Annotated in this window: 23 protein-coding genes; 3 read left to right on the plus strand and 20 right to left on the minus strand. The window is 70.4% G+C overall.

What is annotated here, in order from left to right:
* Position 1: 1 nt before the first annotated feature.
* Positions 2–1,018, minus strand: coding sequence for an aspartate carbamoyltransferase catalytic subunit (locus M1203_RS19405; protein WP_249951018.1), 1,017 nt, complete (start codon positions 1,016–1,018; stop codon positions 2–4).
* Positions 1,019–1,098: 80 nt separating this feature from the next.
* Entirely contained in the window at positions 1,099–1,722 is a 624-nt protein-coding gene (gene pyrR, locus M1203_RS19410; RefSeq protein WP_249951019.1) for a bifunctional pyr operon transcriptional regulator/uracil phosphoribosyltransferase PyrR, read from the minus strand.
* A gap of 222 nt (positions 1,723–1,944) precedes the next feature.
* On the opposite strand from pyrR, the gene bldD reads away from it, so the two are divergent.
* Positions 1,945–2,445 (plus strand): transcriptional regulator BldD, encoded by a 501-nt coding sequence (gene bldD, locus M1203_RS19415; protein WP_005319862.1) that lies wholly within the window; start codon positions 1,945–1,947, stop codon positions 2,443–2,445.
* A 285-nt stretch (positions 2,446–2,730) separates the two neighbouring features.
* Here the strand turns inward: bldD and nusB are convergent, their stop codons facing one another.
* The 14 genes from nusB to M1203_RS19485 form a co-directional block, all read right to left on the minus strand.
* Entirely contained in the window at positions 2,731–3,159 is a 429-nt protein-coding gene (gene nusB / locus M1203_RS19420; protein WP_249951020.1) for a transcription antitermination factor NusB, read from the minus strand.
* Between the two features lie 2 nt (positions 3,160–3,161).
* Entirely contained in the window at positions 3,162–3,728 is a 567-nt protein-coding gene (efp, locus tag M1203_RS19425; RefSeq protein ID WP_249951021.1) for an elongation factor P, read from the minus strand.
* Between the two features lie 49 nt (positions 3,729–3,777).
* Positions 3,778–4,893 carry an aminopeptidase P family protein gene (locus tag M1203_RS19430; protein ID WP_249951022.1) on the minus strand — a complete coding sequence of 372 codons (1,116 nt, stop codon included), beginning with the start codon at positions 4,891–4,893 and terminating at the stop codon, positions 3,778–3,780.
* Between the two features lie 103 nt (positions 4,894–4,996).
* A complete protein-coding gene (locus tag M1203_RS19435; protein WP_249951023.1) occupies positions 4,997–5,914 on the minus strand; it encodes an AAA family ATPase in 918 nt (305 codons plus the stop codon).
* 129 nt (positions 5,915–6,043) lie between these two features.
* Positions 6,044–6,484, minus strand: a complete 441-nt coding sequence (aroQ, locus tag M1203_RS19440) for a type II 3-dehydroquinate dehydratase (RefSeq protein WP_249951024.1) — start codon at positions 6,482–6,484, stop codon at positions 6,044–6,046.
* Complete coding sequence (gene aroB / locus M1203_RS19445; protein ID WP_249951025.1) at positions 6,481–7,575, minus strand: 3-dehydroquinate synthase; 1,095 nt, start codon at positions 7,573–7,575, stop codon at positions 6,481–6,483. The genes aroQ and aroB overlap by 4 nt, the downstream gene beginning before the upstream one ends.
* Positions 7,572–8,129: a shikimate kinase gene (locus tag M1203_RS19450; RefSeq protein ID WP_249951026.1), complete on the minus strand. Its 558-nt coding sequence runs from the start codon at positions 8,127–8,129 to the stop codon at positions 7,572–7,574. Before M1203_RS19450 ends, aroB begins: the two co-directional genes overlap by 4 nt.
* 50 nt (positions 8,130–8,179) lie before the next feature.
* Positions 8,180–9,364 carry a chorismate synthase gene (aroC, locus tag M1203_RS19455; RefSeq protein ID WP_249951027.1) on the minus strand — a complete coding sequence of 395 codons (1,185 nt, stop codon included), beginning with the start codon at positions 9,362–9,364 and terminating at the stop codon, positions 8,180–8,182.
* Positions 9,365–9,541: 177 nt separating this feature from the next.
* Positions 9,542–10,420 (minus strand): shikimate dehydrogenase, encoded by an 879-nt coding sequence (locus M1203_RS19460; protein ID WP_249951028.1) that lies wholly within the window; start codon positions 10,418–10,420, stop codon positions 9,542–9,544.
* Positions 10,417–12,282, minus strand: coding sequence for an endolytic transglycosylase MltG (gene mltG, locus M1203_RS19465; protein ID WP_249951029.1), 1,866 nt, complete (start codon positions 12,280–12,282; stop codon positions 10,417–10,419). Before mltG ends, M1203_RS19460 begins: the two co-directional genes overlap by 4 nt.
* A 123-nt stretch (positions 12,283–12,405) precedes the next feature.
* Complete coding sequence (gene ruvX / locus M1203_RS19470) at positions 12,406–12,870, minus strand: Holliday junction resolvase RuvX (protein ID WP_249951030.1); 465 nt, start codon at positions 12,868–12,870, stop codon at positions 12,406–12,408.
* 6 nt (positions 12,871–12,876) lie between these two features.
* Complete coding sequence (alaS, locus tag M1203_RS19475) at positions 12,877–15,546, minus strand: alanine--tRNA ligase (RefSeq protein WP_249951031.1); 2,670 nt, start codon at positions 15,544–15,546, stop codon at positions 12,877–12,879.
* The gene (locus M1203_RS19480; RefSeq protein WP_249951032.1) at positions 15,546–15,869 is read right to left on the minus strand and encodes a DUF6167 family protein; all 324 of its coding nucleotides are present in this window, start codon (positions 15,867–15,869) and stop codon (positions 15,546–15,548) included. The genes alaS and M1203_RS19480 overlap by 1 nt, the downstream gene beginning before the upstream one ends.
* A gap of 7 nt (positions 15,870–15,876) precedes the next feature.
* Positions 15,877–16,320 (minus strand): DUF948 domain-containing protein, encoded by a 444-nt coding sequence (locus M1203_RS19485; protein ID WP_249951033.1) that lies wholly within the window; start codon positions 16,318–16,320, stop codon positions 15,877–15,879.
* A gap of 169 nt (positions 16,321–16,489) precedes the next feature.
* Between M1203_RS19485 and M1203_RS19490 the strand changes: the two genes are divergently transcribed.
* Complete coding sequence (locus M1203_RS19490) at positions 16,490–18,688, plus strand: AAA family ATPase (protein ID WP_249951034.1); 2,199 nt, start codon at positions 16,490–16,492, stop codon at positions 18,686–18,688.
* Between the two features lie 18 nt (positions 18,689–18,706).
* Here the strand turns inward: M1203_RS19490 and rpsD are convergent, their stop codons facing one another.
* Positions 18,707–19,321 (minus strand): 30S ribosomal protein S4, encoded by a 615-nt coding sequence (gene rpsD, locus M1203_RS19495; protein WP_249951035.1) that lies wholly within the window; start codon positions 19,319–19,321, stop codon positions 18,707–18,709.
* Between the two features lie 176 nt (positions 19,322–19,497).
* Here rpsD and M1203_RS19500 point away from each other — a divergent pair, with 176 nt between their 5' ends.
* Positions 19,498–20,214: a DUF2470 domain-containing protein gene (locus M1203_RS19500; protein ID WP_249951036.1), complete on the plus strand. Its 717-nt coding sequence runs from the start codon at positions 19,498–19,500 to the stop codon at positions 20,212–20,214.
* A 5-nt stretch (positions 20,215–20,219) separates the two neighbouring features.
* Here M1203_RS19500 and M1203_RS19505 read toward each other — a convergent pair whose 3' ends face one another.
* From M1203_RS19505 to hisS, 3 genes are all read right to left on the minus strand, one after another.
* Positions 20,220–21,575 carry a replication-associated recombination protein A gene (locus tag M1203_RS19505; protein ID WP_249951037.1) on the minus strand — a complete coding sequence of 452 codons (1,356 nt, stop codon included), beginning with the start codon at positions 21,573–21,575 and terminating at the stop codon, positions 20,220–20,222.
* A 70-nt stretch (positions 21,576–21,645) separates the two neighbouring features.
* A complete protein-coding gene (locus M1203_RS19510; RefSeq protein WP_249951038.1) occupies positions 21,646–22,284 on the minus strand; it encodes a vitamin K epoxide reductase family protein in 639 nt (212 codons plus the stop codon).
* 152 nt (positions 22,285–22,436) lie between these two features.
* Entirely contained in the window at positions 22,437–23,699 is a 1,263-nt protein-coding gene (gene hisS / locus M1203_RS19515) for a histidine--tRNA ligase (RefSeq protein ID WP_249951039.1), read from the minus strand.
* Position 23,700 lies beyond the last annotated feature (1 nt).

Raw genomic sequence — 23,700 nt, forward strand, 5'->3', positions numbered from 1 at the left:
GTTACTTGTTCTCCTCGGCGTTCAGGCGGGAATGGGTGACGGCGGGCTCGTTGCCGCCCAGCAGCAGATAGAGCACGGCCATCCGGATCGAGACACCGTTGGCGACCTGCTCGACGGCCGTGCAGCGGTCGGAGTCGGCGACCTCGGCGGTGATCTCCATGCCGCGGTTCATCGGCCCGGGGTGCATCACGATCGACTTCTCGGGCATGCGGCCCATGCGCTCGCCGTCCAGCCCGTAGCGGCGGGAGTACTCGCGCTCGGTCGGGAAGAAGGCGGCGCTCATCCGCTCGCGCTGCACCCGCAGCATCATCACGGCGTCGGATTGCGGCAGCACCCGGTCGAGGTCGTAGGAGACCTCGCACGGCCACCGTTCGACCCCGATCGGTACGAGCGTGGGCGGGGCGACCACGGTGACCTGGGCGCCGAGCGTGTGCAGCAGCAGGACATTGGAGCGGGCGACCCTGCTGTGCAGCACGTCGCCGACGATGGTGACGCGCCGCCCGTCGAGATCGCGCCCGATGCCCGCGTCGGCGCCGACCAGCCGGCGGCGCAGGGTGAAGGCGTCGAGCAGCGCCTGTGTGGGGTGTTCGTGCGTACCGTCGCCCGCGTTGACGACCACGCCGTCGATCCACCCGGAGGTGGCGAGGCGGTACGGGGCGCCGGAGGCGCCGTGCCGGATGACGACGGCGTCGGCGCCCATCGCCTCCAGGGTCAGCGCGGTGTCCTTGAGCGACTCGCCCTTGGAGACGGACGAGCCCTTGGCGGAGAAGTTGATGACATCGGCCGACAGGCGCTTCGCGGCGGCCTCGAAGGAGATCCGGGTGCGGGTCGAGTCCTCGAAGAAGAGATTCACCACGGTACGGCCGCGCAGCGTCGGCAGTTTCTTGATGGGCCGGTCGGCGACCCGTGCCATCTCCTCGGCGGTGTCGAGGATCAGTACGGCCTCGTCGCGGCTGAGGTCGGCGGCGGAGATGAGATGGCCGGGTGTGCGGGGGCCGGCCCCCGGGAGGCGCAGCATCGAGAGTGCTCCGTTGTGTGGGTATGCGGGCGTGCGGGCGCGCCGAGGCGTCCGTACGGGATGGGCGGCGTACGGAGGCGCTAGCGCTCGCCGGACGCGGCGGGCCGCTTGAGGCCGAGCAGGACGGTGTCCCGGCCGTCTTCCTCGGCGAGCTGGACCTTGACGGTCTCGCGCAGCGAGGTGGGCAGGTTCTTGCCCACGTAGTCGGCGCGGATCGGCAGCTCGCGATGGCCCCGGTCGACGAGTACGGCGAGCTGGACGGCGCGCGGGCGCCCTATGTCGCCGAGCGCGTCGAGGGCGGCCCGGATCGTACGGCCGGAGAAGAGCACGTCGTCGACGAGGACGACCAGCCGTCCGTCGACGCCGTCGCCGGGGATGTCGGTACGTGCCAGCGCGCGGGCGGGCCGCAGGCGCAGGTCGTCGCGGTACATCGTGATGTCGAGGGAGCCGACGGGGATCGAGCGGCCGGTGATCTCCGCGAGCTTTCCGGCCAGTCGGCGGGCCAGGAAGACTCCGCGGGTCGGAATGCCGAGCAGCACCACGTCGTCGGCGCCCTTGGCGCGTTCGACGATCTCGTGGGCGATACGGGTCAGGGCCCGTGCGATGTCGGGGGCCTCCAGGACGGGGCGTGCCGCCTCGCCCGCGCCTTCCGTCCGGCCGGTCCCGCCGATATGACCGGTCTCGCTGGTGTCGCTGGTGTCCATATGAAACGGACCTCCTTCTCCGCCTCACGGGACGGATCTTAAAGGACGTCGAAATTACGCCACCCAGGCTAGCAGGAGGCCGGCGGCGTACTTCGGCCGCACCCCTGTCGTGGCACGGCGGAAAGCCCGCTGATGGCCTCGGTGCGACTCCTTCGGCTTGACGCATCCAAGTAACGCTGCGTAACCTCACAGTGAGTTACCAGACTTCGTCCGGGGAGCTATATGTCCAGCGAATACGCAAAGCAGCTCGGGGCCAAACTCCGCGCCATCCGCACCCAGCAGGGCCTCTCGCTCCATGGCGTGGAGGAGAAGTCCCAGGGGCGCTGGAAGGCAGTGGTGGTCGGTTCGTACGAGCGTGGCGACCGTGCCGTCACGGTGCAGCGCCTCGCCGAGCTGGCGGATTTCTACGGGGTCCCCGTGCAGGAACTTCTTCCCGGCACGACCCCCGGTGGAGCCGCCGAGCCGCCGCCGAAGCTCGTCCTCGACCTGGAGCGGCTGGCCCATGTGCCGCAGGAGAAGGCGGGCCCCCTCCAGCGTTACGCGGCGACGATCCAGAGCCAGCGCGGCGACTACAACGGCAAGGTGCTGTCGATCCGACAGGACGACCTGCGCACGCTTGCCGTGATCTACGACCAGTCGCCCTCGGTCCTGACCGAGCAGTTGATCAGCTGGGGCGTTCTGGACGCCGACGCGCGCCGTGCCGTCGCCCACGAGGAGAGCTGACCCAACCCACCAGCGACCAGCAGAAACGTCACCTCCGGAGGGGCGGTCCCGTATGCGTACGGGGCCGCCCTCCGGTGCGTTGAGACCGGCCTCGCGCAGGCGCGCGACGCGGGCCCCGTGGACGCGCTCGCCGCACGCCCGGAGGAGCGTAGACCCGGGGAGCGTAGACCCGGGGGAGCCTACGCCCGGGGAGCGCCTGGAAGCGGCAAAGCGCCGGACAGGGCTGAGACAGCCCGTCCGGCGCTTTCGCGGTAGCGCCGGGCCTTTTCCGCGGTCCGGAGGCGCTCAGACGCGGCGCAGGCTCGGCTTGAGGTCCTTGAAGCGGCCCAGCAGACCGTTCACGAAGGACGGGGAATCATCGGTGGAGAACTCCTTGGCGAGCTGAACCGCCTCGTCGATCACCACCGCGTCCGGGGTCTCGTCCACCCACACCAGCTCGTACGCGCCGAGCCGCACGATGTTCCGGTCGACGACCGGCATCCGGTCGAGCGTCCAGCCCACCGCGTAGGTGGAGATCAGCTCGTCGATGCGGTCCGCGTACTCCGCGTACCCCTCGACCAGCTCCATCGTGTACTCGCCCACCGGCGGCTGACGGTCGTCGGTCCGGGCATGCCGTATCCAGTCCGCGAGGACCGTCTGCACGGACGCCCCGCGCTGGTCGGCCTCGAAGAGAATCTGGAAGGCGCGCTTACGGGCCTTGTTCCGGGCAGCCACGGTTAGCTGTTCACCCGGCCGAGGTACTCACCGGAGCGCGTGTCGACCTTGATCTTCTCACCGGTGGTGATGAAGAGCGGAACACCGATCTCGTAGCCGGTCTCCAGCGTGGCGGGCTTGGTGCCACCGGTGGAGCGGTCGCCCTGGACGCCGGGGTCGGTGTGCTGGATCGTCAGCTCGACGGCGGCGGGCAGCTCGACATAGAGCACCTCGCCCTCATGAGCGGCGACGGTGGCCGTGAAGCCCTCGATCAGATAGTTGGCGGCGTCACCGACGGCCTTGCGGTCGACCATCAGCTGGTCGTAGGTCTCCATGTCCATGAAGACGAAGTACTCGCCGTCCATGTACGAGAACTGCATGTCGCGGCGGTCAACGGTGGCCGTCTCGACCTTCACGCCGGCGTTGAAGGTCTTGTCGACGACCTTGCCGGAGAGCACGTTCTTCAGCTTGGTGCGCACGAAGGCCGGGCCCTTGCCGGGCTTGACGTGCTGGAACTCGACGACGGACCAGAGCTGGCCCCCGTCGAGCTTGAGCACCAGGCCGTTCTTGAGGTCGTTCGTGGAAGCCACGGTTGCGGAATCTCCTGGACTGAAGCTGGTGGACGACCGAGGGTGCGCGCTAGAGCGCGAGCAGTTCCTTGGTCGTGATGGTGAGTAGCTCGGGTCCGCCGTCCGCCTCGGGGCGGACGACGAGCGTGTCATCGATCCGGACACCGCCCCGGCCCGGGAGGTGGACCCCCGGTCCGACGGTGACCGGCACACGAGCGTCCAGTTTACCCATGGCCGTGGGGGCGAGCTGCGGGTCCTCGTCGATTTCCAGTCCGACCCCATGTCCCGTACGGGGTGCGAGCCCCTCGCCGTGCCCCGCGGCCTCCAGCGGGTACCGGGTGGCATGGTCCACCTCGCGGTAACCGGCGCTTGGCACAAGGGCCTCCCGACCTGCCCGTTGTGCCGCGAAGACCAGCTCGTACAGCTCGATCTGCCAGTCGGCCGGGGAGGTCCCGATGACAAAGGTGCGGCCGATCAGACAGCGGTAGCCGCGGTAGTCGGCGCCGAGGCCGACGGAGAGGAAATCCCCCTCCTCGACCCGGCGGTCCGAGGGATGGTGTCCGCACCGACCGGAGTTGGGGCCGGTGGCGACGGCGGTCGGGAAAGCGGGGCCGTCCGCGCCGTGATCGACGAGGCGCCGCTCCAGCTCCAGCGCGAGATGGCGTTCGGTACGGCCCACCAGGATCGACTCGAGCAGCTCGCCCAGCGCCTGGTCGGCGATCTCGGCCGCGATCCGCAGGCAGGCGATCTCCTCCTCGTCCTTGACGATCCGCTGCTGCTCGACGGCGCCGCCCAGATCGGTCAGCCGCAGCCGGGGCGCGACGGAGCCGATCGCGCGGTGCCGGGCGACGGTCAGATGGTGCTCCTCCACGGCGAGGGTCCCGGCGACCGACGAGCCGAGGGTTCCGGCGGCCGCGATCGCGGGGTCGCCCATGGCATGGGGCAGCACGGTGAGCCGGAGGTGTTCGTCGATCCGCCGCCCCCCGGCGTCGTCGTCGGCGGGGGGACGCGGGCAGAACAGCATGTCTCCGTCGGGACCGGGGCCGAGCAGCAGTACGGCGCCGGGGGGCGCCCCGCCCGCGAGGTAGCGGACATTGGCGGGGCGGGAGACCAGGGCCGCCACGTCGCCCGCCGCCGAGCACCGGTCACGCAGCCGCGCGCGGCGCGCCGCATACACGTCTGACATGACCCGAGCGTATGAGCGAGGGCGTCACCCGGCCGGTTCAGCGCGTCCGACCGGGGGGGCGTCGCCTGTCCCCGCCCGCGCGCCGCCGGCCGGTCCTCGGCCGTCACCAGCTGGGCGGGCTCGTGAGGGAACGGGCGAGGATGTCGTCCAGCACCCTGGCCGTGGTCTCCACGTCGTACTTGGTGTTGTCGATGATCGGCAGCCCCGAGCCGTGCCAGCCGGCCATCCGGCCGTGGATGCCGGCCACCTCCTCGTCGGAGAGCCGGCGGTTGCCGCTGCGCTCGGCGTTGCGCTCCAGCACGATCTCCAGACCAGGCAGCAGGACCACCGGCAGCAGACCGGGGCCGACATGGCGCTTCCAGCCGCCGAGACCGACGACCGGCCGGTCGGGGAAGACCGCGTCGTCCAGGATGCAGGAGATGCCGTTGGCGAGGAAGTTGCGCGCGGCGAAGCCGCAGGTACGGCGGGCCAGCCGGTACTGCGCCTCGGAGTGGTCGTTCCATCCGGACTGCGGATCGGCGAAGCCGGAGCAGACCCATTCGCGGACGTCGTCGAGGCTGATGTGCGCGGTGGGCACCTGCCGGCTCATCGCCCAGTGCCGGGCCACGGTCGTCTTGCCCGCGCCGGCGGGGCCGATCAGCAGGACGGCGAGAGTCGCCGCGCCGGTGCCGCCGTCGGGCGCGCGGGGCGGCGCGGGCATGGGGACCGGGCCGCCGGGCGGCAGCTGGATATGTCCGGTGGAGTCCGTTGCGGGCGGCCCGGCGGGCGGCGCCTGCGGCGGTACGGGCGCGCCGTGCGGCGCGTGCGCGGGAGGCGGCCCGGGCGGCTGGTGGGGACCTGAAGGCTGATGCGAGCCGGGTGGCTGGTGGGGCGCGGGCACACCGTGCGGCCCCGGGGGCTGATGTGGCGCGGGCGGCTGGTGCGGCAGGGGAGGTTGCCCCGGCCCCTGCTGCGCCCATCCGCCGGATCCGTACCCCGGTCCCTGGGGAGGCGGCAACGGAGCCCCCGCTGAGTGCTGCATCCGGTGCCACTCCGTCTCGTGCGACTGACGCTGGTCGGCGACTCCCTGCCCTGTCGGCCGCGCGCTACCGAACGGTACCGCCCCCGGCCGCCACACTGGCAACGGCCGGGGCGCGCCAACAGTGCCCCGTCAGCCGGACACTTCCTCCGCCAGGGCCCGAAGGGCGAGCCGGTACGAGCCGATGCCGAAGCCCGCGACCGTACCGCTGGCGACGGCCGCGACCACCGACGTGTGGCGGAATTCCTCCCGTGCGTACGGATTCGAGATATGCACCTCGATGAGCGGCGCGGTGCGCTGAGCTGCCGCGTCCCGCATTCCGTACGAGTAGTGGGTGAACGCGCCGGGGTTGAGAACGACCGGAATTGAACCGTCCGCGGCCTCGTGCAGCCAGCGGATCATCTCCCCCTCGTCGTTCGTCTCACGGACGTCGACCTCGAAGCCGAGCTCCTTGCCGAGCTCACGGCAGGCGTCCACCAGACCCGCGTACGAGGTCGCGCCGTAGACATCGGGCTCGCGCGAGCCCAGACGGCCGAGGTTGGGGCCGTTGAGTACCAGGACCCGTCGGCTCACGCCGACACCTCCCCGTACGCGGCGAGCAGCACCGCCGGGTCGGGGCCCTCCAGGACGGTCGGCTTGGCGAGCCCGTCCAGCACGATGAAGCGCAGCAGATCGCCCCGGGACTTCTTGTCGACCCTCATCGTCTCCAGCAGCTTGGGCCACTGGTCACCGCGGTAGGTCAGCGGCAGCCCGACCGACTCCAGTACGGAGCGGTGCCGGTCCGCGGTCGCGTCGTCCAGCCGGCCGGCGAGCCGGCCCAGCTCCGCGGCGAAGACCATGCCGACGGAGACGGCGGCGCCGTGCCGCCACTTGTAGCGTTCGTTCTTCTCGATCGCGTGGGCGAGGGTGTGGCCGTAGTTCAGGATCTCGCGCAGCCCGGATTCCTTGAGGTCGTTGGAGACGACCTCGGCCTTCACCCGGATCGAGCGCTCGATCAGCTCGGCGGTGTGCGGGCCGGAGGGCGTACGCGCGCCCTCGGGGTCGGACTCGACGAGATCGAGGATGGCCGGGTCCGCGATGAAACCCGCCTTGATGACCTCGGCCATGCCGCTGACGTAGTCGTGGACGCCCAGCGAGTCCAGCGCGGCGAGGTCGCAGAGCACCCCGGCGGGCGGGTGGAAGGCGCCGACGAGGTTCTTGCCCTCGGCGGTGTTGATACCGGTCTTGCCGCCCACCGCCGCGTCGACCATGGCGAGCACCGTCGTCGGTACGGCGATCCAGCGCACCCCGCGCAGCCAGGTCGCGGCGACGAACCCGGCCAGATCGGTGGTGGCCCCACCGCCGACACCGATGATCACATCGGTACGGGTGAAGCCGGTCTGTCCGAGCGCCTTCCAGCAGTACGCCGCGACCTCGACGGTCTTGGCCTCCTCGGCGTTGGGCACCTGGATCGCGACGGCCTCGTACCCCTGGTCCGCGAGATCCTGGCGCAGCGCCTCGCCCGTACCCTCCAGCGCCTCCGGGTGCACGACCGCGACCCGCTTGGCCTTCGGGCCGATGAGCGCGGGCAGCTCCCCCAGCAGCTGCCGGCCGACCAGCACCTCGTACGGGTCGTGTCCGGCGGTGCCGCCGACCTGGATACGGGTGACTGTCTGGTCCGTCATGCGGGGTTCTCCTTGCCGGGGGTCCGGGGTTCTTCTGCCGGGAGGTGCTTGAGCTCCAGCGCGTCGAGGACGGCCTCGGCGACCTCTTCGGGGGTGCGGTCGTCGGTCGGGACCACCACCCGGGCCACATCCGTGTAGTGATGGCGGCGGGCCTCCATCAGCGTCTTCCACTGCTGGCGGGGGTTGACGGCCAGCAGCGGGCGGGCGACGTTCAGCCCGACCCGCTTGACGGCCTCGCCGACCTCCATCGACAGATAGACGACGGGGAGCCCGGCGAGCAGTTCCCGCGTGGCGGCGTCGAGGACCGCGCCGCCGCCGAGGGCCAGTACGCCCCGGTGCTCGGCGATCGCCCGCCCCACCGCCTCGTGCTCCAGCTCACGGAAGCGCGGCTCGCCCTCGTCCACGAAGATGTCCGCGATCGACCGCCCCTGGCCCGCGACGATATCGGCGTCGCTGTCGCGGAAGCCGGTGCCTAGACGCTCGGCGAGCAGCTCACCGACGGTGGACTTGCCGACCCCCATCGGCCCGACCAGCACGATGACCGGTGCGCTCACCCGATCCGCCCCCTTCACCGAAGCCGCCTTCCTCACCGGATCCGGCCCGCTCATCGGATCCGGAGGTTGTCGAGGTACGAACGGACATTGCGCCGTGTCTCGGGCACGCTGTCGCCGCCGAACTTCTCGGCGACCGCGTCCGCGAGGGTCAGCGCGACCATGGCCTCGGCGACGATGCCGGCGGCCGGCACGGCACACACGTCGGAGCGCTGGTGGTGCGCCTTCGTGGCCTCACCGGTGACCACGTCGACGGTGGCCAGCGCGCGGGGCACGGTCGCGATGGGCTTCATCGCGGCCCGTACCCGCAGCAGTTCACCGGTCGTCAGCCCGCCCTCGGTGCCGCCGGAGCGGCCGGACGCGCGCCTGATGCCGTCGTCGGTCGCCACGATCTCGTCATGCGCCTGCGATCCCGGCACCCGTGCCAGTCCGAAGCCGTCGCCGATCTCGACGCCCTTGATCGCCTGAATGCCCATCAGGGCGGCGGCGAGGCGCGCGTCGAGCCTGCGGTCCCAGTGCACATGCGAGCCGAGGCCGACGGGCACTCCGTACGCCAGCACCTCGACCACCCCGCCGAGGGTGTCGCCGTCCTTGTGTGCCTGGTCGATCTCCGCGACCATCGCCTCGCTCGCGTCCGCGTCCAGACAGCGCACCGGATCCGCGTCCAGCTTCGCCACATCCGAGGGGACCGGGTACACCCCGTACGGAGCCTTGGCCGCGGCCAGCTCGACGACATGGGACACGATCTCGATCCCGGCCGTCTCCTTCAGATACGAACGCGCCACCGCGCCGAGCGCGACCCGCGCGGCGGTCTCCCGCGCGCTCGCCCGCTCCAGGACGGGACGGGCCTCGTCGAAACCGTACTTCTGCATCCCGGCGAGATCGGCGTGGCCGGGCCGGGGCCTGGTCAGCGGCTCGTTACGGGCCAGTCCGGCCAGCACCTCGGGGTCGACCGGATCGGCCGCCATGACCTGTTCCCACTTGGGCCACTCGGTGTTGCCCACCATGATCGCGACGGGTGATCCCATGGTCAGACCGTGCCGTACACCGCCGAGGAAGGTGACCTCGTCGCGCTCGAACTTCATCCGGGCACCGCGCCCATAGCCGAGGCGCCGCCGGGCCAGGTGGTCCGCCACCATCTCCGTGGTGATGGGCACACCGGCGGGAAGTCCCTCCAGCGTCGCCACGAGTGCGGGGCCGTGGGACTCCCCCGCGGTCAGCCAGCGCAACCTGCTCAACGGTGCTCCTCATACTCGCGCCCGGAACTGCAGCGGCACGACCGGGTGCGCGGCCCTGGCCCGCCTTGTCCGATCCTCCCACGGCAGGGAGGCCGACCGACGACGCGGTCCGATACGCGGACAAAGACGCGAACAAAGACGCGCGGAGAGGGGCCTGCCGGGCGGGGCGCCCGCTCCTCAGGAAGAGGACGGGGACGCGGACGGGGACGAGCCGGCGGCGTCCCCGTTCCCGCCGAGCGCGGCGTTTCCCGCCGCCCGCATGGCCCCGAGCGGCCCCGGCGAGCGGCCCGTCATCAGTTCCACCTGGAGCACCGCCTGGTGCACCAGCAGATCGAGCCCGCCGATGACCGCCCCGTCGTGCTTCTCCCAGGCGGCCGCGAGCGGTGTCGGCCAGGGCTCGTACAGCACGTCGAAGAGCGTTCCGGCCGCTGCGGGGACGGCGGCGGTCAGCTCGTCGGTGGCACCGGCCGGGGTGGTGGCGATCACGAGAGGCGCGCGCAGAGCCCGGTCGGCCTCCGCCCAGTCGGCGATCCGGACATCGACGTCGAGCCGCTCGGCCCAGCCGCGCATCTCGGCCGCGCGGGTCTCACTGCGTACGTACGCGGTGACCGGGCCCGTACAGATCAGGGAGAGCGCCGCGACGGCGGACGAGGCGGTCGCGCCCGCGCCGAGGATCGCCGCGGACTCCACCTTCTCGACGCCACGCTCACGCAGCGCGGCGATCATGCCGGGGATATCGGTGTTGTCGCCGGTACGCCGGCCGTCGTCGCCGAAGACGACGGTGTTGACCGCCTCCACCGACGCGGCGGTGTCGGTGATCTCGTCCAGCAGCGGGATGACGGCCCGCTTGAGCGGCATGGTCAGCGAGAGACCGGCCCAGGACGTATCGGCCCGCAGCGTCTCGAAGAAGCCGGGGAGCCCGACCTCTCCGACCTCGAACCGGTCGTACGACCAGGTGTCGAGGCCCAGCGCGTCGTACGCGGCGCGGTGCAGCACCGGCGACAGGGAGTGGGCGATGGGCGATCCGAGGACCGCCGCCCGCCGGCTTCTGGTCACGGTTTCTTGTTTTCCTTCTCGTACTGCTGGCGGTTCTCCTCGTGCTCCTCATTGGTGACGGCGAAGAGCGTCTTGTCCGAGGTCACCGAGACGAAGTAGTACCAGGGACCGTCCGCCGGCTCGATCGACGAATTCAGCGCGTCGGCGCCCGGATTTCCGATCGGACCCGGGGGCAGCCCCTTGATGTCGTACGTGTTGTACGGATCCTTGATCTTCCGGAGATCGTCGACCGCACCGAGATCCAGTCTGCTCTGGCTCTTGATGTAGTTGACCGTGGAGTCGAACTCAAGACGTCCGACGGTTTCCGTGTTCTCCGGCTGGAGGCGGTTGTAGACGACGCGCGCGACCTTGTCGAAGTCGTGCTTGTACTTGCCTTCCGCCTGGACGAGGCTCGCGACCGTGATCAGCTGGAGCGGCGATTTCAGTCCGAGCTTCTCGGCCTCGGCCGCGAGGTCCTGCTTGCCGTATTCGGCATTGGCGCGGGCGACCATCTTCTTGAGGACGGCCTCGGGCGTCATCCCCTTGGCGACCGGATAGCTCGCGGGGAAGAGGAAACCCTCCAGCGGGTCCTTGACCTCGTTGTTGTCGTTCGCCCACTTCGGCAGACCGAGGTTCTTCGCCTCCGCCTTGGCGACTGCGGCGGTCTCGCCCTTCTTGAGTTCGAGCCGCTTGTCGATCTCCTCGTAGACCCAGACATTGCGCTTGCCCTCGGGAATGACCAGCGCGTTGCGGCTGCTCGGGCTCAGCATGGTCTTCACCGCGTTCGCCGCGGACATTTTCTTGTTGAGCCGGTAGACGCCCGCCTGAATGGTATTTCCCTTGGGATTCGCCTGCTGCGCGGAGACAAAGGCGCGCTGGCTCTTCACCACGCCCTTCTTCACCAGCAGCGCGGCGATCTCATAACCGCCCGCACCCTGCGGGATCTCCACTTCCACCGAGCCGGATCCGGTGCCGACGAAATCCGGCGGGGGGCCGAATTTCGTCTGCCAGTACTGATAGCCGACATAGCCCGCGCCACCGACGCCGCCGACCAGCACCGCGGCCACGACAACGCACGCGACGCCGTTGCGGCCCTTCTTCTTCGTCTTGCCGCGACGGTCTCTGCCGCCGCCCCGGCGGCCATCGCCCGGTTCGGCGTCGCCGTCGTCCCCACCGCCATCACCGGTGAAGAAGGGGTGGGTCTCCTTCTGCTGCTCGTCCTCCCAGCCGTCACCCTGATCGGGCGCGGGCTCCGGTTCGGCCCGCCGCTGAGCGGGGGGCTGTGGAGGGGGATACGCGTCGGAGGTGGCGTAGTAATCCTGGTTGTCGCCGTAGCCGGCGGGCTGCTGGGAGTCGTAGGACGTACCGGGCTGTCCGCCGTACGGCATGGTGGCCTGCTGGCCGTTGTCCCAACTGCCGTTGTACTGAGGGTCGTTGTACTGAGGCTGCGGATGCTGCTGATGGGACTGGCGCGCCTGCTGGGCATGGTGCTGCGCCTGCTGAGCATGCTGTTGTTGCTGCTGGGCATGCTGCTGGTGATGGGGGTGCTGCTGCTGATCGCCGTACTGCTGGGCCTGGTGGGACTGCTGCGGCTCGCCGTACTGGGGGTTGTGGTACTGCTGCCCGTCGTACTGCGGCTGGTGCCCCTCGTAGTGCGGCTGCCCACCTCGCTGCGGGTGGTACTGCTGCTGGTACGGGTCCTGACCAGCCCCGTACGGTGCCTGCCCCTGCGGGTGCGGCTGCTGCGCGTACTGCTGCTGAGGCTGCCCGGCATAGGGAGCGCTGCCGTCGGTGGCCTGCTGTGCCGCCCACCCCTGGTCCCCGTACAACGGGTCCCCTGGGTGCCACGGTTCGGAGCCGGAGCCCCGGCCATAGTCAGTCATCGATCCCCTAGAGCCGCGAGACGATGATCGCGGTGCGCCGTGGCACCGCGTCCGTTTCGCCTCTTTGCTGTGCGCCGGCTGTTCGAACACTGGCGCATCGCGCGGAACGTTACCGTATCGCGATCAGATGACCACTTCGACGCCCTCGCCGGGAGGATTACCTGATACCCGTTCGGCCTCAAGCGCGCTCTGGAGAATGACGACCGCCGCCATTTGGTCGATCACGGACCGGCCCTTCTTCGCCTTCACGCCCGAGGCGCGCAAGCCCTGACTGGCCGTCACTGTGCTCATCCGCTCATCGACCAGTCGTACGGGCAGTGGCGCGATGGACCGCGCCACCTCCTCGGCGAACGTACGTACCTTTACCGCGGCCGGTCCCTCGCCCCCGCTGAGGGAGCGCGGGAGCCCGATCAGCACCTCGATCGGTTCGTACTCCTCGACGATCTGACGCAGCCGCCGGTGGGCGGCCGGGACATCGCGTCCCGGCACGGTCTCCACCGGTGTGGCGAGGATCCCGTCGGGGTCGCACGAGGCGACCCCGATCCGGGCGTCCCCGACATCGATCGCGAGCCGGCGTCCGCGTCGCATACGGCGTCAGGCCGTCTCGGCGACGAGGCGTTCCACGGCGGCGACGGCGTCCCCGATGGCGTCCGGGTTCTGGCCGCCGCCCTGGGCGACGTCCGGCTTGCCGCCACCGCCGCCGCCCAGGGTCTTGGCGGCGGTACGGACCAGGTCACCGGCCTTGAGACCGCGTCCCCGGGCGGCCTCATTGGTGGCGATGACCGTCAGCGGGCGCCCGTTGGCCGTGGTGAACAGCGCCACGACGACCGGCCGGTCGCCCTGGATACGGCCCCGGACATCGAGGACCAGCTTGCGCAGATCGTCGGCCGAGGTGCCGTCCGGGACCTGCCCGGTGACCAGCGCCGTGCCCCGGACATCCTTGGCGCTCTCGGCGAGTCCGGCGGCGGCGGCGAGCACCTTCTCCGCGCGGAACTTCTCGATCTCCTTCTCGGCGTCCTTCAGCTTGGCCAGCATGCCGGAGATCTTCTCGGGCAGTTCCTCGGAACGGCCCTTGACCAGCTCCTGGAGCTGGGCGACGACGGTGTGTTCCTTGGCGAGGAAGTTGTAGGCGTCCACACCGACCAGGGCCTCGATACGCCGTACCCCGGAGCCGATCGACGACTCGCCGAGCAGCTTCACCAGACCGAGCTGGGCGGTGTTGTGGACATGCGTACCGCCGCACAGCTCCTTGGAGAAGTCGCCGATGGTGACGACACGGACGCGCTCGCCGTACTTCTCGCCGAACTCGGCGATGGCGCCCTGCTTCTTGGCCTCGTCGATCGACATGACCTCGGCCTGCACATCCAGCTCGCGGGCCAGGACCTCATTGATCTTCTGCTCGACATCGAGCAGGACCGTGCCGGGTACGGCGGCGGGCGAGCCGAAGTCGAAGCGGAAGCGGCCCGGCGAGTTCTCCGAGCCGGCCTGGGCGGCCGTCGGGCCGAGGGCGTCACGCAGCGCCTGGTGCGTGAGGTGCGTGGCGCTGTGGGCGCGGGCGATGGCACGGCGGCGGTTGGTGTCGATGGCGGCGTAGGCGGAGGAGCCCACTGTCACCTCGCCGACCTGCACGGAACCCTTGTGCACGGAGACACCGGGGACCGGCTGCTGGACATCGCGGACCTGGACGACGGCGCCGGTGTCGAGCTTGATCCGGCCCTGGTCGGCGAGCTGGCCGCCGCCCTCGGCATAGAAGGGAGTGCGGTCGAGGACGATCTCGACCTCGTCGCCCTCGCTGGCGGCGGGCGACGGCACACCGTCGACGAGCAGGCCGACGATGGTCGACTCGCCCGCGGTGGAGGTGTAGCCGGTGAACTCGGTGGAGCCGCTGTTGTCGGCGACGGCACGGTAGGCGGAGAGATCGGCGTGGCCGGACTTCTTGGCCTTGGCGTCGGCCTTGGCCCGCTCCCGCTGCTCCTTCATGAGCCGCCGGAAGCCGTCCTCGTCCACGGAGAGGCCCTGTTCGGCGGCCATCTCCAGGGTGAGGTCGATCGGGAAGCCCCAGGTGTCGTGGAGCAGGAACGCCTTGTCGCCGGAGAGAACCCGGCCGCCGGCGGACTTGGTCTCGGTGACGGCGGTGTCGAGGATGTTCGTGCCGCCCTTGAGGGCCTTGAGGAAGGCGGCCTCCTCGGCGAGGGCCACGGTCTCGATGCGCTTGCGGTCGGTCTCCAGCTCCGGGTACTGCTCGCCCATGGTCTTGATGACCACGTCGATCAGATCGGCGACGACCGGTTCGGTGGCGCCGAGGAGGCGCATATTGCGGATGGCGCGGCGCATGATGCGGCGCAGCACATAGCCGCGGCCCTCGTTGCCGGGGGTGACACCGTCGCCGATGAGCATGGCGGACGTACGGATGTGGTCGGCCACCACACGCAGGGAGACGTCCGAGCCGTGGTCGGCGCCGTAGCGCACCCCGGTCAGCTCGGTGGCCTTGTCCATGACGACGCGCAGGGTGTCGGTCTCGTACATGTTCTGTACGCCCTGGAGGATCATGGCGAGACGTTCGAGGCCGAGACCGGTGTCGATGTTCTTGGACGGCAGCTCACCGAGGATCTCGAAGTCCTCCTTGCCGGTCCCCTCGCCGCGCTCGAACTCCATGAAGACCAGGTTCCAGATCTCCACGTAGCGCTCGTCGTTGACGGCGGGCCCGCCCTCGATCCCGAATTCGGGGCCGCGGTCGTAGTTGATCTCCGAGCAGGGGCCGCAGGGGCCCGGTACGCCCATGGACCAGTAGTTGTCCTTCTTGCCCAGCCGCTGGATGCGCTCGGCCGGTACGCCGATCTTCTCGCGCCAGATCTGCTCGGCCTCGTCGTCGTCGAGGTAGACGGTGATCCACAGGCGCTCCGGGTCGAGCCCGTAACCGCCGTCCGCCAGGGAGCTGGTGAGCAGCTCCCAGGCGTAGGTGATCGCGCCTTCCTTGAAGTAGTCGCCGAAGGAGAAGTTGCCGCACATCTGGAAGAACGTGCCGTGCCGGGTGGTCTTGCCGACCTCTTCGATGTCCGGCGTGCGCACACACTTCTGCACGCTGGTGGCGCGCGGGGCGGGCGGCTTGACCTCGCCGAGGAAGTACGGCTTGAAGGGCACCATGCCCGCCGGGACCAGCAGCAGAGTCGGGTCGTCCGCGATGAGCGACGCCGAAGGGACGACGGTGTGACCGCGCTCCTCGAAGAAGCTCAGCCAGCGGCGACGAATTTCAGCCGACTCCATCAGTGGTCCTCATTCCGGTTGTGCGAGTCGTAGTGACGCGGGTGGTGGTTCTGAATGGCGGCGAGCCGCCGGGGCGCGGGGAGTGCGGGGTCGAGGGGGGCTTCGAGGCCGAGCGCCTCGCCCAGCTCCGCCTCGCGGCGCACCATTCCCGCCCTGACGTCAACAGCGAATTCCCTGACTTTGTGCCCGGCGTCGATCGCCTTGTTCGCGGCCTGGGCGGCAAGGCTCTCCGGGGTCAGCTGCTTGAGCTTGCGGTGGACCTTGGTGGTGGCCCAGACGCCGGCTGCCGCGCCGGCGGTGAACCAGAACGTACGGCGGAACATCGCTGCGTCAGCCCTTCTTCTTCCTGCGCCGGGCGGACGGCAGCGTGCGCCCGGCGATGACCGTGCGCCGGACGGCCGGCTCGGGCGCCGTGCCGGTGCCCGGTGCCGCTCGGCGCCCGAGCGCCTGACGTACGCCGTAGCCGAATGCCGCGACCTTGACCAGCGGTCCGCCGAAGGTCGAGGCGACCGTCGTGGAGAGCGCCGACGCGTTGGAGGTGACTTCCTGGACGTCCGTCGCGATCGCGTCGACCCGGTCGAGCTGGGTCTGCGCGGAACGGACCGTCGCCGACGCGTCCGCCAGCAGCGGCACGGCCTGTTCGGTCACCTCCGCCACCAGCCTGGTGGTCGCCTTGAGCGTCTGGGCCAGCCTCACCAGCACCACGGCCAGGAAGGAGACCAGAATGGCCCAGAACACGGCCACCAGGATCCCGGCAACCTCTCCACCGGTCACGCCGCACCGCTCCCTGATCGTCGAAGGTCATCTGGAAGGCGACTGGAAAGTCGTCCTCCGACCCTATCGCGCCGGGGGTCGCGTCCCGTACCGCATTAGCGATGCCCCGGATGGCGTTCGGCGAGAAAGATTGTACGGAGTGCGGCCGGTTGAGTACTCTGCGTGTCCCATGCGACGCCCCTTTCGCTCCGGCCCTCCGTCGGCCGTGCCCGCACCGGCTCCGGGCAATCTGCCCGCCGAGCTGAACCGCTTCGTGGGGCGCGCCGACGAGCTGGCCGCCCTGACGCGGCATCTCGGGGAATCCCGGCTGGTCACGGTGGTGGGGGTCGGTGGAGTCGGCAAGACCCGGCTGGCGCTGAAAGCGGCGGACGCTCTGAAGAAACGCTACTGCGACGGCATTTGGCTCGTCGAGCTCTCCGCGCTCCGCGACCCCGAACTGCTCGAACACGCGCTGGTGGAGGCGCTCGGGCTGACGGACCACAGCAGCAGGCCCACGCGCCGGGTGCTCGCCGGTCATCTCGCCACCCGTCAACTGCTGCTGGTCATCGACGGGTTCGAGCAGCTGGTCGACGCCTGCGCCACACTCGTCCGGGAACTGCTGCTCAGGGCACCGCAGTTGCGGGTGCTCGCCGTCGGCAGACGACCGCTCAGGGTGGACGGTGAGCTCACGTTCTCGCTCGCCCCGATGAAGGAGACGGACGCGATCCGGCTCTTCACGGAACGGGCCGCCGCCTTGTCGCCGGGCCCGCGGCCGGCCGACGCCCGTCCCGCCGCCGTACACGAGCTGTGCCGGCGCCTCGACGGGATCCCGCTCGCGCTGGAACTGGCGGCCGGACGGCTCCATGTCCTCTCCGTCGAGCAGATCCTCGACCGCGTCGGGGACCGCTTCCGGGTGCTCACCGAAGGCAGACGGGGCGCACCGCCGCGCCATCAGACGCTCAGGACCGCGATCGGCTGGAGCCACGAGGTGTGCACCCCGGCCGAACGGCTGCTGTGGGCGCGGCTGTCGGTCTTCGCCGGACCGTTCGATCTGGAAGCCGCCGAGTATGTGTGCGGCGGACCGGAGCTGCCGGACGAAGAGGTGCTGGACGTGCTCGCCGAGCTGATCTCGCAGTCGCTCGTGGTCCGCGAGGAGACCCCGGCGGGTACGCGCTACCGGATGCTGGACACGGTCAGGGCGTACGGCGCCGAGTGGCTGGAGGCCCTGGAGGACACCGACCGGATGCGCCGCCGGCACCGCGACTGGTACATGGGGCTGGCGACCTGGTACGAGCTCGACTGGTTCAGCCCGCGCCAGTCCGATGTGGCGGCCGGTACGGAGAGCGCGCTGCCCAATCTGCGCGCGGCGCTCGAACTGTGTCTGGAGAGTCCCGAAGAAGCCCATCTGGGCCAGCATCTGGCGGGCACGCTCTGGTTCTACTGGGCGGGCTGCGGCCGGCTGACCGAGGGGCGGCACTGGCTGGTCCGGGCACTCGCGCTGGACACCCCGTACGACGAGTCACGGCTCAAGGCCCTGTGGGTGCTCGGCTATGTGGCGGTTCTCCAGGGCGACAGCACGGCCGCGGTGGGCGCCCTGCACGAGTGCCGGGAGGAGGCCGCGCGTACCGGCAACGCGCTGGCGCGCGCCTATGCCGTGCACCGGCTGGGCTGTCAGGCGCTGCTCACCGATGACATGCCGCGCGCCGAACGGCTGTTGCGCTCGGCGCTCGACACCTACCGGGAACTCGGCGAGCTGAACAGCAATGTGCTGATGGGCCAGGTGGAGCTGGCCATGTCACTGATCTTCCAGGACGATCTGGAGACGGCCGTCGCCCTGTGCGTGGAGGTCCGCGAGATCTGCGAGGACAGCGGCGAGCGCTGGGCCCGGGCGTACGCGCTGTATGTGCTGGCCTACGCGGCCTGGACGCGCGAGGCGCACGCGGAGGCGCGTGCGCTGATCACGGAGTCGATCACCATCCACCATGGCTTCAACGATCTGGTGGGTCTGGTGCTGGCCGTCGAGCTGTTGGCGCTGGTGACGGCGAGCGAGGGCGATCCGGCGGAGGCCGCCGTGCTCCAGGGGGCCGCGAGCCGGCTGTGGGAGTCGGTCGGCCCGAAGCTGTTCGGCTCCGGTTTCTTCGGTGCGCCGCGCGCGCTGTGCGAGCGGCGCGCGAGCGAGGCGCTGGGTACGGAGCGGTACGCGGCGTACCAGGGCGAAGGGCTCGGGCTGTCGATCGGCGCGGCCGTGGAGCGTGCACTCGCCGAGCGCCGGCCCCCCGCCGGGCTGCCGCATCAGCCGGAGGCCGCCTCCAGGCCGGCCCGGAGAACGCGGAAGCCCGCCGGCTCCCCCACCGCGCGGGGCGGGGAAGCGGCGGGCCGAGACGCCTGAAGCCGGGTGGTGTCCGGGTCAGCGGGCGTAGTACTCGACGACCAGCTGCTCGTCGCAGATGACCGGGATCTCCTTGCGCTGCGGGTCACGGTCCAGGCGGAACGCCAGGGCCTTCAGGTTGACCTGCAGGTAGCGCGGGGTCTCGCCGTCCGTGTCGTAGCCACCCTCGCGCGCGACCTGGAAGGGGACCTTGTCGCGGCTGCGCTCGCGGACCATCACGACGTCGTCGGGACGGACGCGGAACGACGGCTTGTCGACCTTGCCACCGTTGACCTCGATGTGGCCGTGCACGACCATCTGGCGGGCCTGGTAGATGGTGCGGGCGATGCCCGACCGCAGGACGAGCGCGTCGAGGCGGCGCTCCAGCTCGACGACCAGGGCCTCGCCGGTCTTGCCCTCGGCCTTGCGGGCGCGGTCGTAGGCGCGGGCCATCTGGCGCTCGCTGATGTCGTACTGGGCACGCAGGCGCTGCTTCTCCAGCAGACGGACCTTGTAGTCACTGTTCTGCTTGCGTCCACGGCCGTGCTCGCCCGGCGGGTAGGGACGGGCCTCGAAGTACTTGACGGCCTTCGGCGTCAGCGCGATACCGAGCGCGCGAGACTTCTTGACCTTGGGACGCGACTGGTTAGGCACGTTCTCCAGACCTCCGTTGTAGGTTAGGTTAGGCTCACCTTACTTAAGGAGATCGCATGTCTCGCCCTGGGAACACCACGCGCATCACAGACAGCCTCGGCGCACAGAGCGACGATTCGACGGAGGTCCGATCAGCTCATGGTCAGCCGCGTCCCAGCGGGCTTGAAATCGATCGGATGCCGTCAGCAGCCGAGCGCACACGAACTCTCGTACAGAGTACATGCTCGGCAGTACTGATCATTCCGGGCCTGGACGGGGCCAAGCCCTACCAGCTGATGCCCGACACCCGGAGCGTCGGACCGGACGGCGAGGTGTTCCTCGCGTTCCCCGCCGACTCCCCCGCCGTACGCGCCGCGGCGCACGCGCAGGACGACGAGCTGACCGCGGTGCTGGAGATCACGGACGTCGCGCCCGTGTCCGTACCCCACCGTATCCGGGGCCGGGCCTGGCTCTCCGGCTGGCTCACCCGCGCGCCCGGCGGGGCGGAGCCCGGGCTGATGACGCTGCGTCTGGAGGTCGGCGAGGCGTGTGTGGACGATCTCTGGGGCGCGGAGACGGTGGAGCCTGAGGACTTCGCGACGGCCGCGGCCGATCCGCTGGTGGAACACGAGGCGGAGCTGCTCCAGCATCTGCACTCCGCCCACAGCGCGGAGGTCCAGTCGCTGTGCGGGCTGCTCGGCGAGCGGGCCGGGGGCTCCCCGGCGGCCGGGACCGCCGCCGGAACCACCGCCGGGACCGTCGCCGTACCTGTCGCGCTCGACCGCTTCGGGCTACGAGTGCGCTTCACCGGAGTGCGGTGCTTCGACGCCCGCTTCGACTTCCCCGACCCGGTGCGGAACGTCAACGAGCTGCGGTACGCGATGCAGACGCTCTTCGAGGCGGCCGCCGGATAGCCGGCTCAGGCGCCGTCCCCGCGCAGCCGCTCGCGCACCCTGTCGACCACATCGGCGTAGCGCGCCTCCGCGCCGTACCGCGTGGGCTCGTAGTAGCGCCTGCCCCGCACCTCGTCCGGGAGATACTGCTGGGCCGCGATCCCGCCCGGCACATCGTGCGGATAGATATAGCCCTGGGCATGGCCCAGCTTGGCCGCGCCCTTGTAGTGGCCGTCGCGCAGATGCGCGGGGACCGGCCCCGCCAGCCCCTTCTTCACATCCTCCAGGGCGGCGGAGATGGCGGTCGTGGCCGCGTTCGACTTGGGGGCCAGCGCGAGCGCGATGGTGGCATGGCTCAGGGTGAGGGCGGCCTCCGGAAAACCGATCATGGCCACGGCCTGGGCGGCGGCGACCGCGATCGGCAGGGCGGTCGGATCGGCCAGACCGATGTCCTCGCTCGCCGAGATCATCAGCCGTCTGGCGATGAACCGGGGGTCCTCCCCCGCCTCGATCATCCGGGCCAGATAGTGCAGCGCCGCGTCCACGTCGGAGCCCCGGATGGACTTGATGAGCGCGCTCGCCACGTCGTAGTGCTGATCGCCCTCACGGTCGTAGGCCACCGCCGCCCGGTCGACGGTCTCTTCCACGGTCCGGAGGCTGATCTCCTTCTCGCTCTTGTCGATCGCGGCGCCGGCCGCCGCCTCCAGCGCCGTCAGCGCGCGCCGGGCGTCGCCGCCCGCGATCCGCAGCAGATGCGCCTCGGCGTCATCGGGGAGCGTGACCGCGCCGCCGAGGCCGCGCTCTTCCGCGAGCGCCCGCCGCAGCAGTCCGCGCAGATCGTCGTCGGTGAGCCGCTCCAGCGTGAGCAGCAGGGAGCGGGAGAGGAGCGGGGAGATCACCGAGAAGTACGGATTCTCTGTGGTGGCGGCGATGAGCGTGACCCAGCGGTTCTCGACAGCGGGCAGCAGGGAGTCCTGCTGGGCCTTGCTGAAGCGGTGGATCTCGTCGAGGAAGAGGACGGTCTCCTTGCCGAAGCCACCGGAGGCGCGGCGCGCCCCGTCGATGACGGCCCTGACCTCTTTGACGCCCGCGGTGATCGCGGACAGCTCCACGAAGCGCTTGTTCGTCGCCTTGGAGACGACATACGCGAGGGTCGTCTTGCCCGTGCCCGGCGGGCCCCAGAGGATCACGGACGAAGGACCGGCGGGGCCGCCGTTGCCCTCCCCCACCAGTCTGCGCAGCGGGGATCCCGGCTTCAGCAGATGACTCTGGCCGACGACCTCGTCGAGGACGCGCGGGCGCATCCGGACGGCCAGCGGGCTGCTGGACGGGTCCTTCTCCTGGCGGTCTTCCGCCGCTGCGGTAAAGAGGTCGGGCTCCACGCGTGAAGCCTATGCCAGACCACTGACAGCGCCGCCGCCGTCGGGGATCACGGCCCCGGCCATGGCGACCTCAGCCGGTCCAGAAGTCCCACCAGCGGGTCAGAATGAGCATCCCGATGATCCCGATGTGCAGCACGGGCAGCACCCAGGTGAACTCGCTCAGGAAACCGCGCAGCCAGGACGGCGCGGGCAGCACGCCGTGGCGGATGTTGTGGGACGTCACGTACCAGAACATCAGGATCGTGCCGACCCAGGCCAGACAGCACCACAGGCAGAGCGAGTTGATGGTGTACAGCGACTGGTACTGGAGCCAGGTGCAGAATCCGACCCCGAAGAGGGTGCCCGCGTTCAGTCCGAGCCAGAACCAGCGCCGGTAGCGCGCCCCGGCGAGCAGTCCGACCCCGATGGAGATCACCACGGCGTAGGTGACGAGTCCGAGCATCGGGTTCGGGAAGCCGAAGACCGACGCCTGCTCGCTCTTCATGATGTTGCCGCAGGAGACCACCGGGTTCAGGCTGCATCCGGGGGTGAAGTTCGGGTCTTCCAGCAGCTTGAACTTGTCGAGAGTGATCACCCAGGCGGCCAGCAGCCCCGCCGCGCCGGTGATGACCAGCAGGAGCGCGAACGCCCGGCTGCCGCCGACCGCGCCCGTGGCCGTCCCCTCCTCCCGCTCGGAGGAGACGCCGTCCACCACTGCTCTCGTCATCATCACCGTTCCCAACACTCGGGGAGTTCCCGCACCCAGGGGCCCTCGGGGCAGCCTCATTGTGCCGCACGGGCACCGGGGCCCACCGTTCGCCCGGCATAAAGAGAGCGGGGCCCGGACGGTCTCCGCCCAGGCCCCGCACCGCCTCCGGGCGGTCAGCCGAGCCGCTGTGTCAGCTCCGTCACCAGGTCGTCGAGAGCCACCGCCGACTGCTCGCCGCTCTCCATGTCCTTGAGCTGCGCGACCCCCTCCGCGAGATCGCGCTCGCCCGCGACGATCGTGTAGCGGGCACCGGACCTGTTGGCGTTCTTCATGGCGCCCTTGAGGCCCTTCGCGCCGTACGAGAAGTCCGCGGGGACCCCGGCCTTGCGCAGTTCGGTGACGACGGCGAACAGCCGCCGCCGCGCCTCCTCGCCGAGCGGTACCGCGAAGACGCTGGTGGCGTTGGGCAGGTCGAGCTCGATCCCCTCGGCCTCCAGCGCCAGCACCGTACGGTCCACGCCGAGCGCCCAGCCGACCGACGGGAGCGCCGGGCCGCCGATCATCTCGGAGAGCCCGTCGTAACGGCCGCCGCCGCCCACCGCGGACTGCGCGCCGAGACCGTCGTGGACGAACTCGAAGGTGGTCCTGGTGTAGTAGTCGAGGCCGCGTACGAGCTTCTCGTCGTCCTCGTACGCCACCCCGGCGGCCGTCAGCAGCTCGCGCACCTCCTCGTGGTACGCCTTGCACGCGTCGCACAGATAGTCGCGCAGCATCGGCGCCCCGACGAGCTGCTTCTGTACGTCGGCGCGCTTGTCGTCGAGCACCCGCAGCGGGTTGATCTCGATGCGCCGGCGGGTGTCCTCGTCCAGGTCGAGCCCGCGCAGGAAGCCCTGGAGCGCTTCGCGGTAGACGGGGCGGCACTCCTTGTCGCCCAGCGAGTTGAGCAGGATGCGGAAGTCGCGCAGCCCCAGGGAGCGGTACGCCTGATCGGCCAGGATGATCAGTTCGGTGTCGAGCGCGGGGTCCTCCGTGCCGATCGCCTCCGCCCCGACCTGCGAGAAGTGGCGGTAGCGGCCCTTCTGCGGGCGTTCGTAGCGGTAGTACGAGCCGGAGTACCAGAGCTTGACCGGCAGATTCCCGGCCTTGTGCAGATTGGCCTCCAGCGCGGCGCGCAGCACGGAAGCGGTGCCTTCGGGGCGCAGCGCCAGCTTGTCGCCGCCCTTGGTCTCGAAGGCGTACATCTCCTTGGAGACGATGTCGGTGGACTCGCCGACCCCGCGCGCGAACAGCTCGACGTTCTCGAAACCGGGCGTCTCGACATAGCCGTAGCCGGAGTTCCGCAGCGGCGCCGAGATGGCCTCGCGCACCGCGAGATAGACCGCCGAGGCGGGCGGGATCAGGTCGTAGGTGCCCTTGGGGGCCTGGAAGGTGCTCATG

The organism is Streptomyces sp. 35G-GA-8 (assembly GCF_023534745.1).
Classification (GTDB): Bacteria; Actinomycetota; Actinomycetes; order Streptomycetales; family Streptomycetaceae; genus Streptomyces.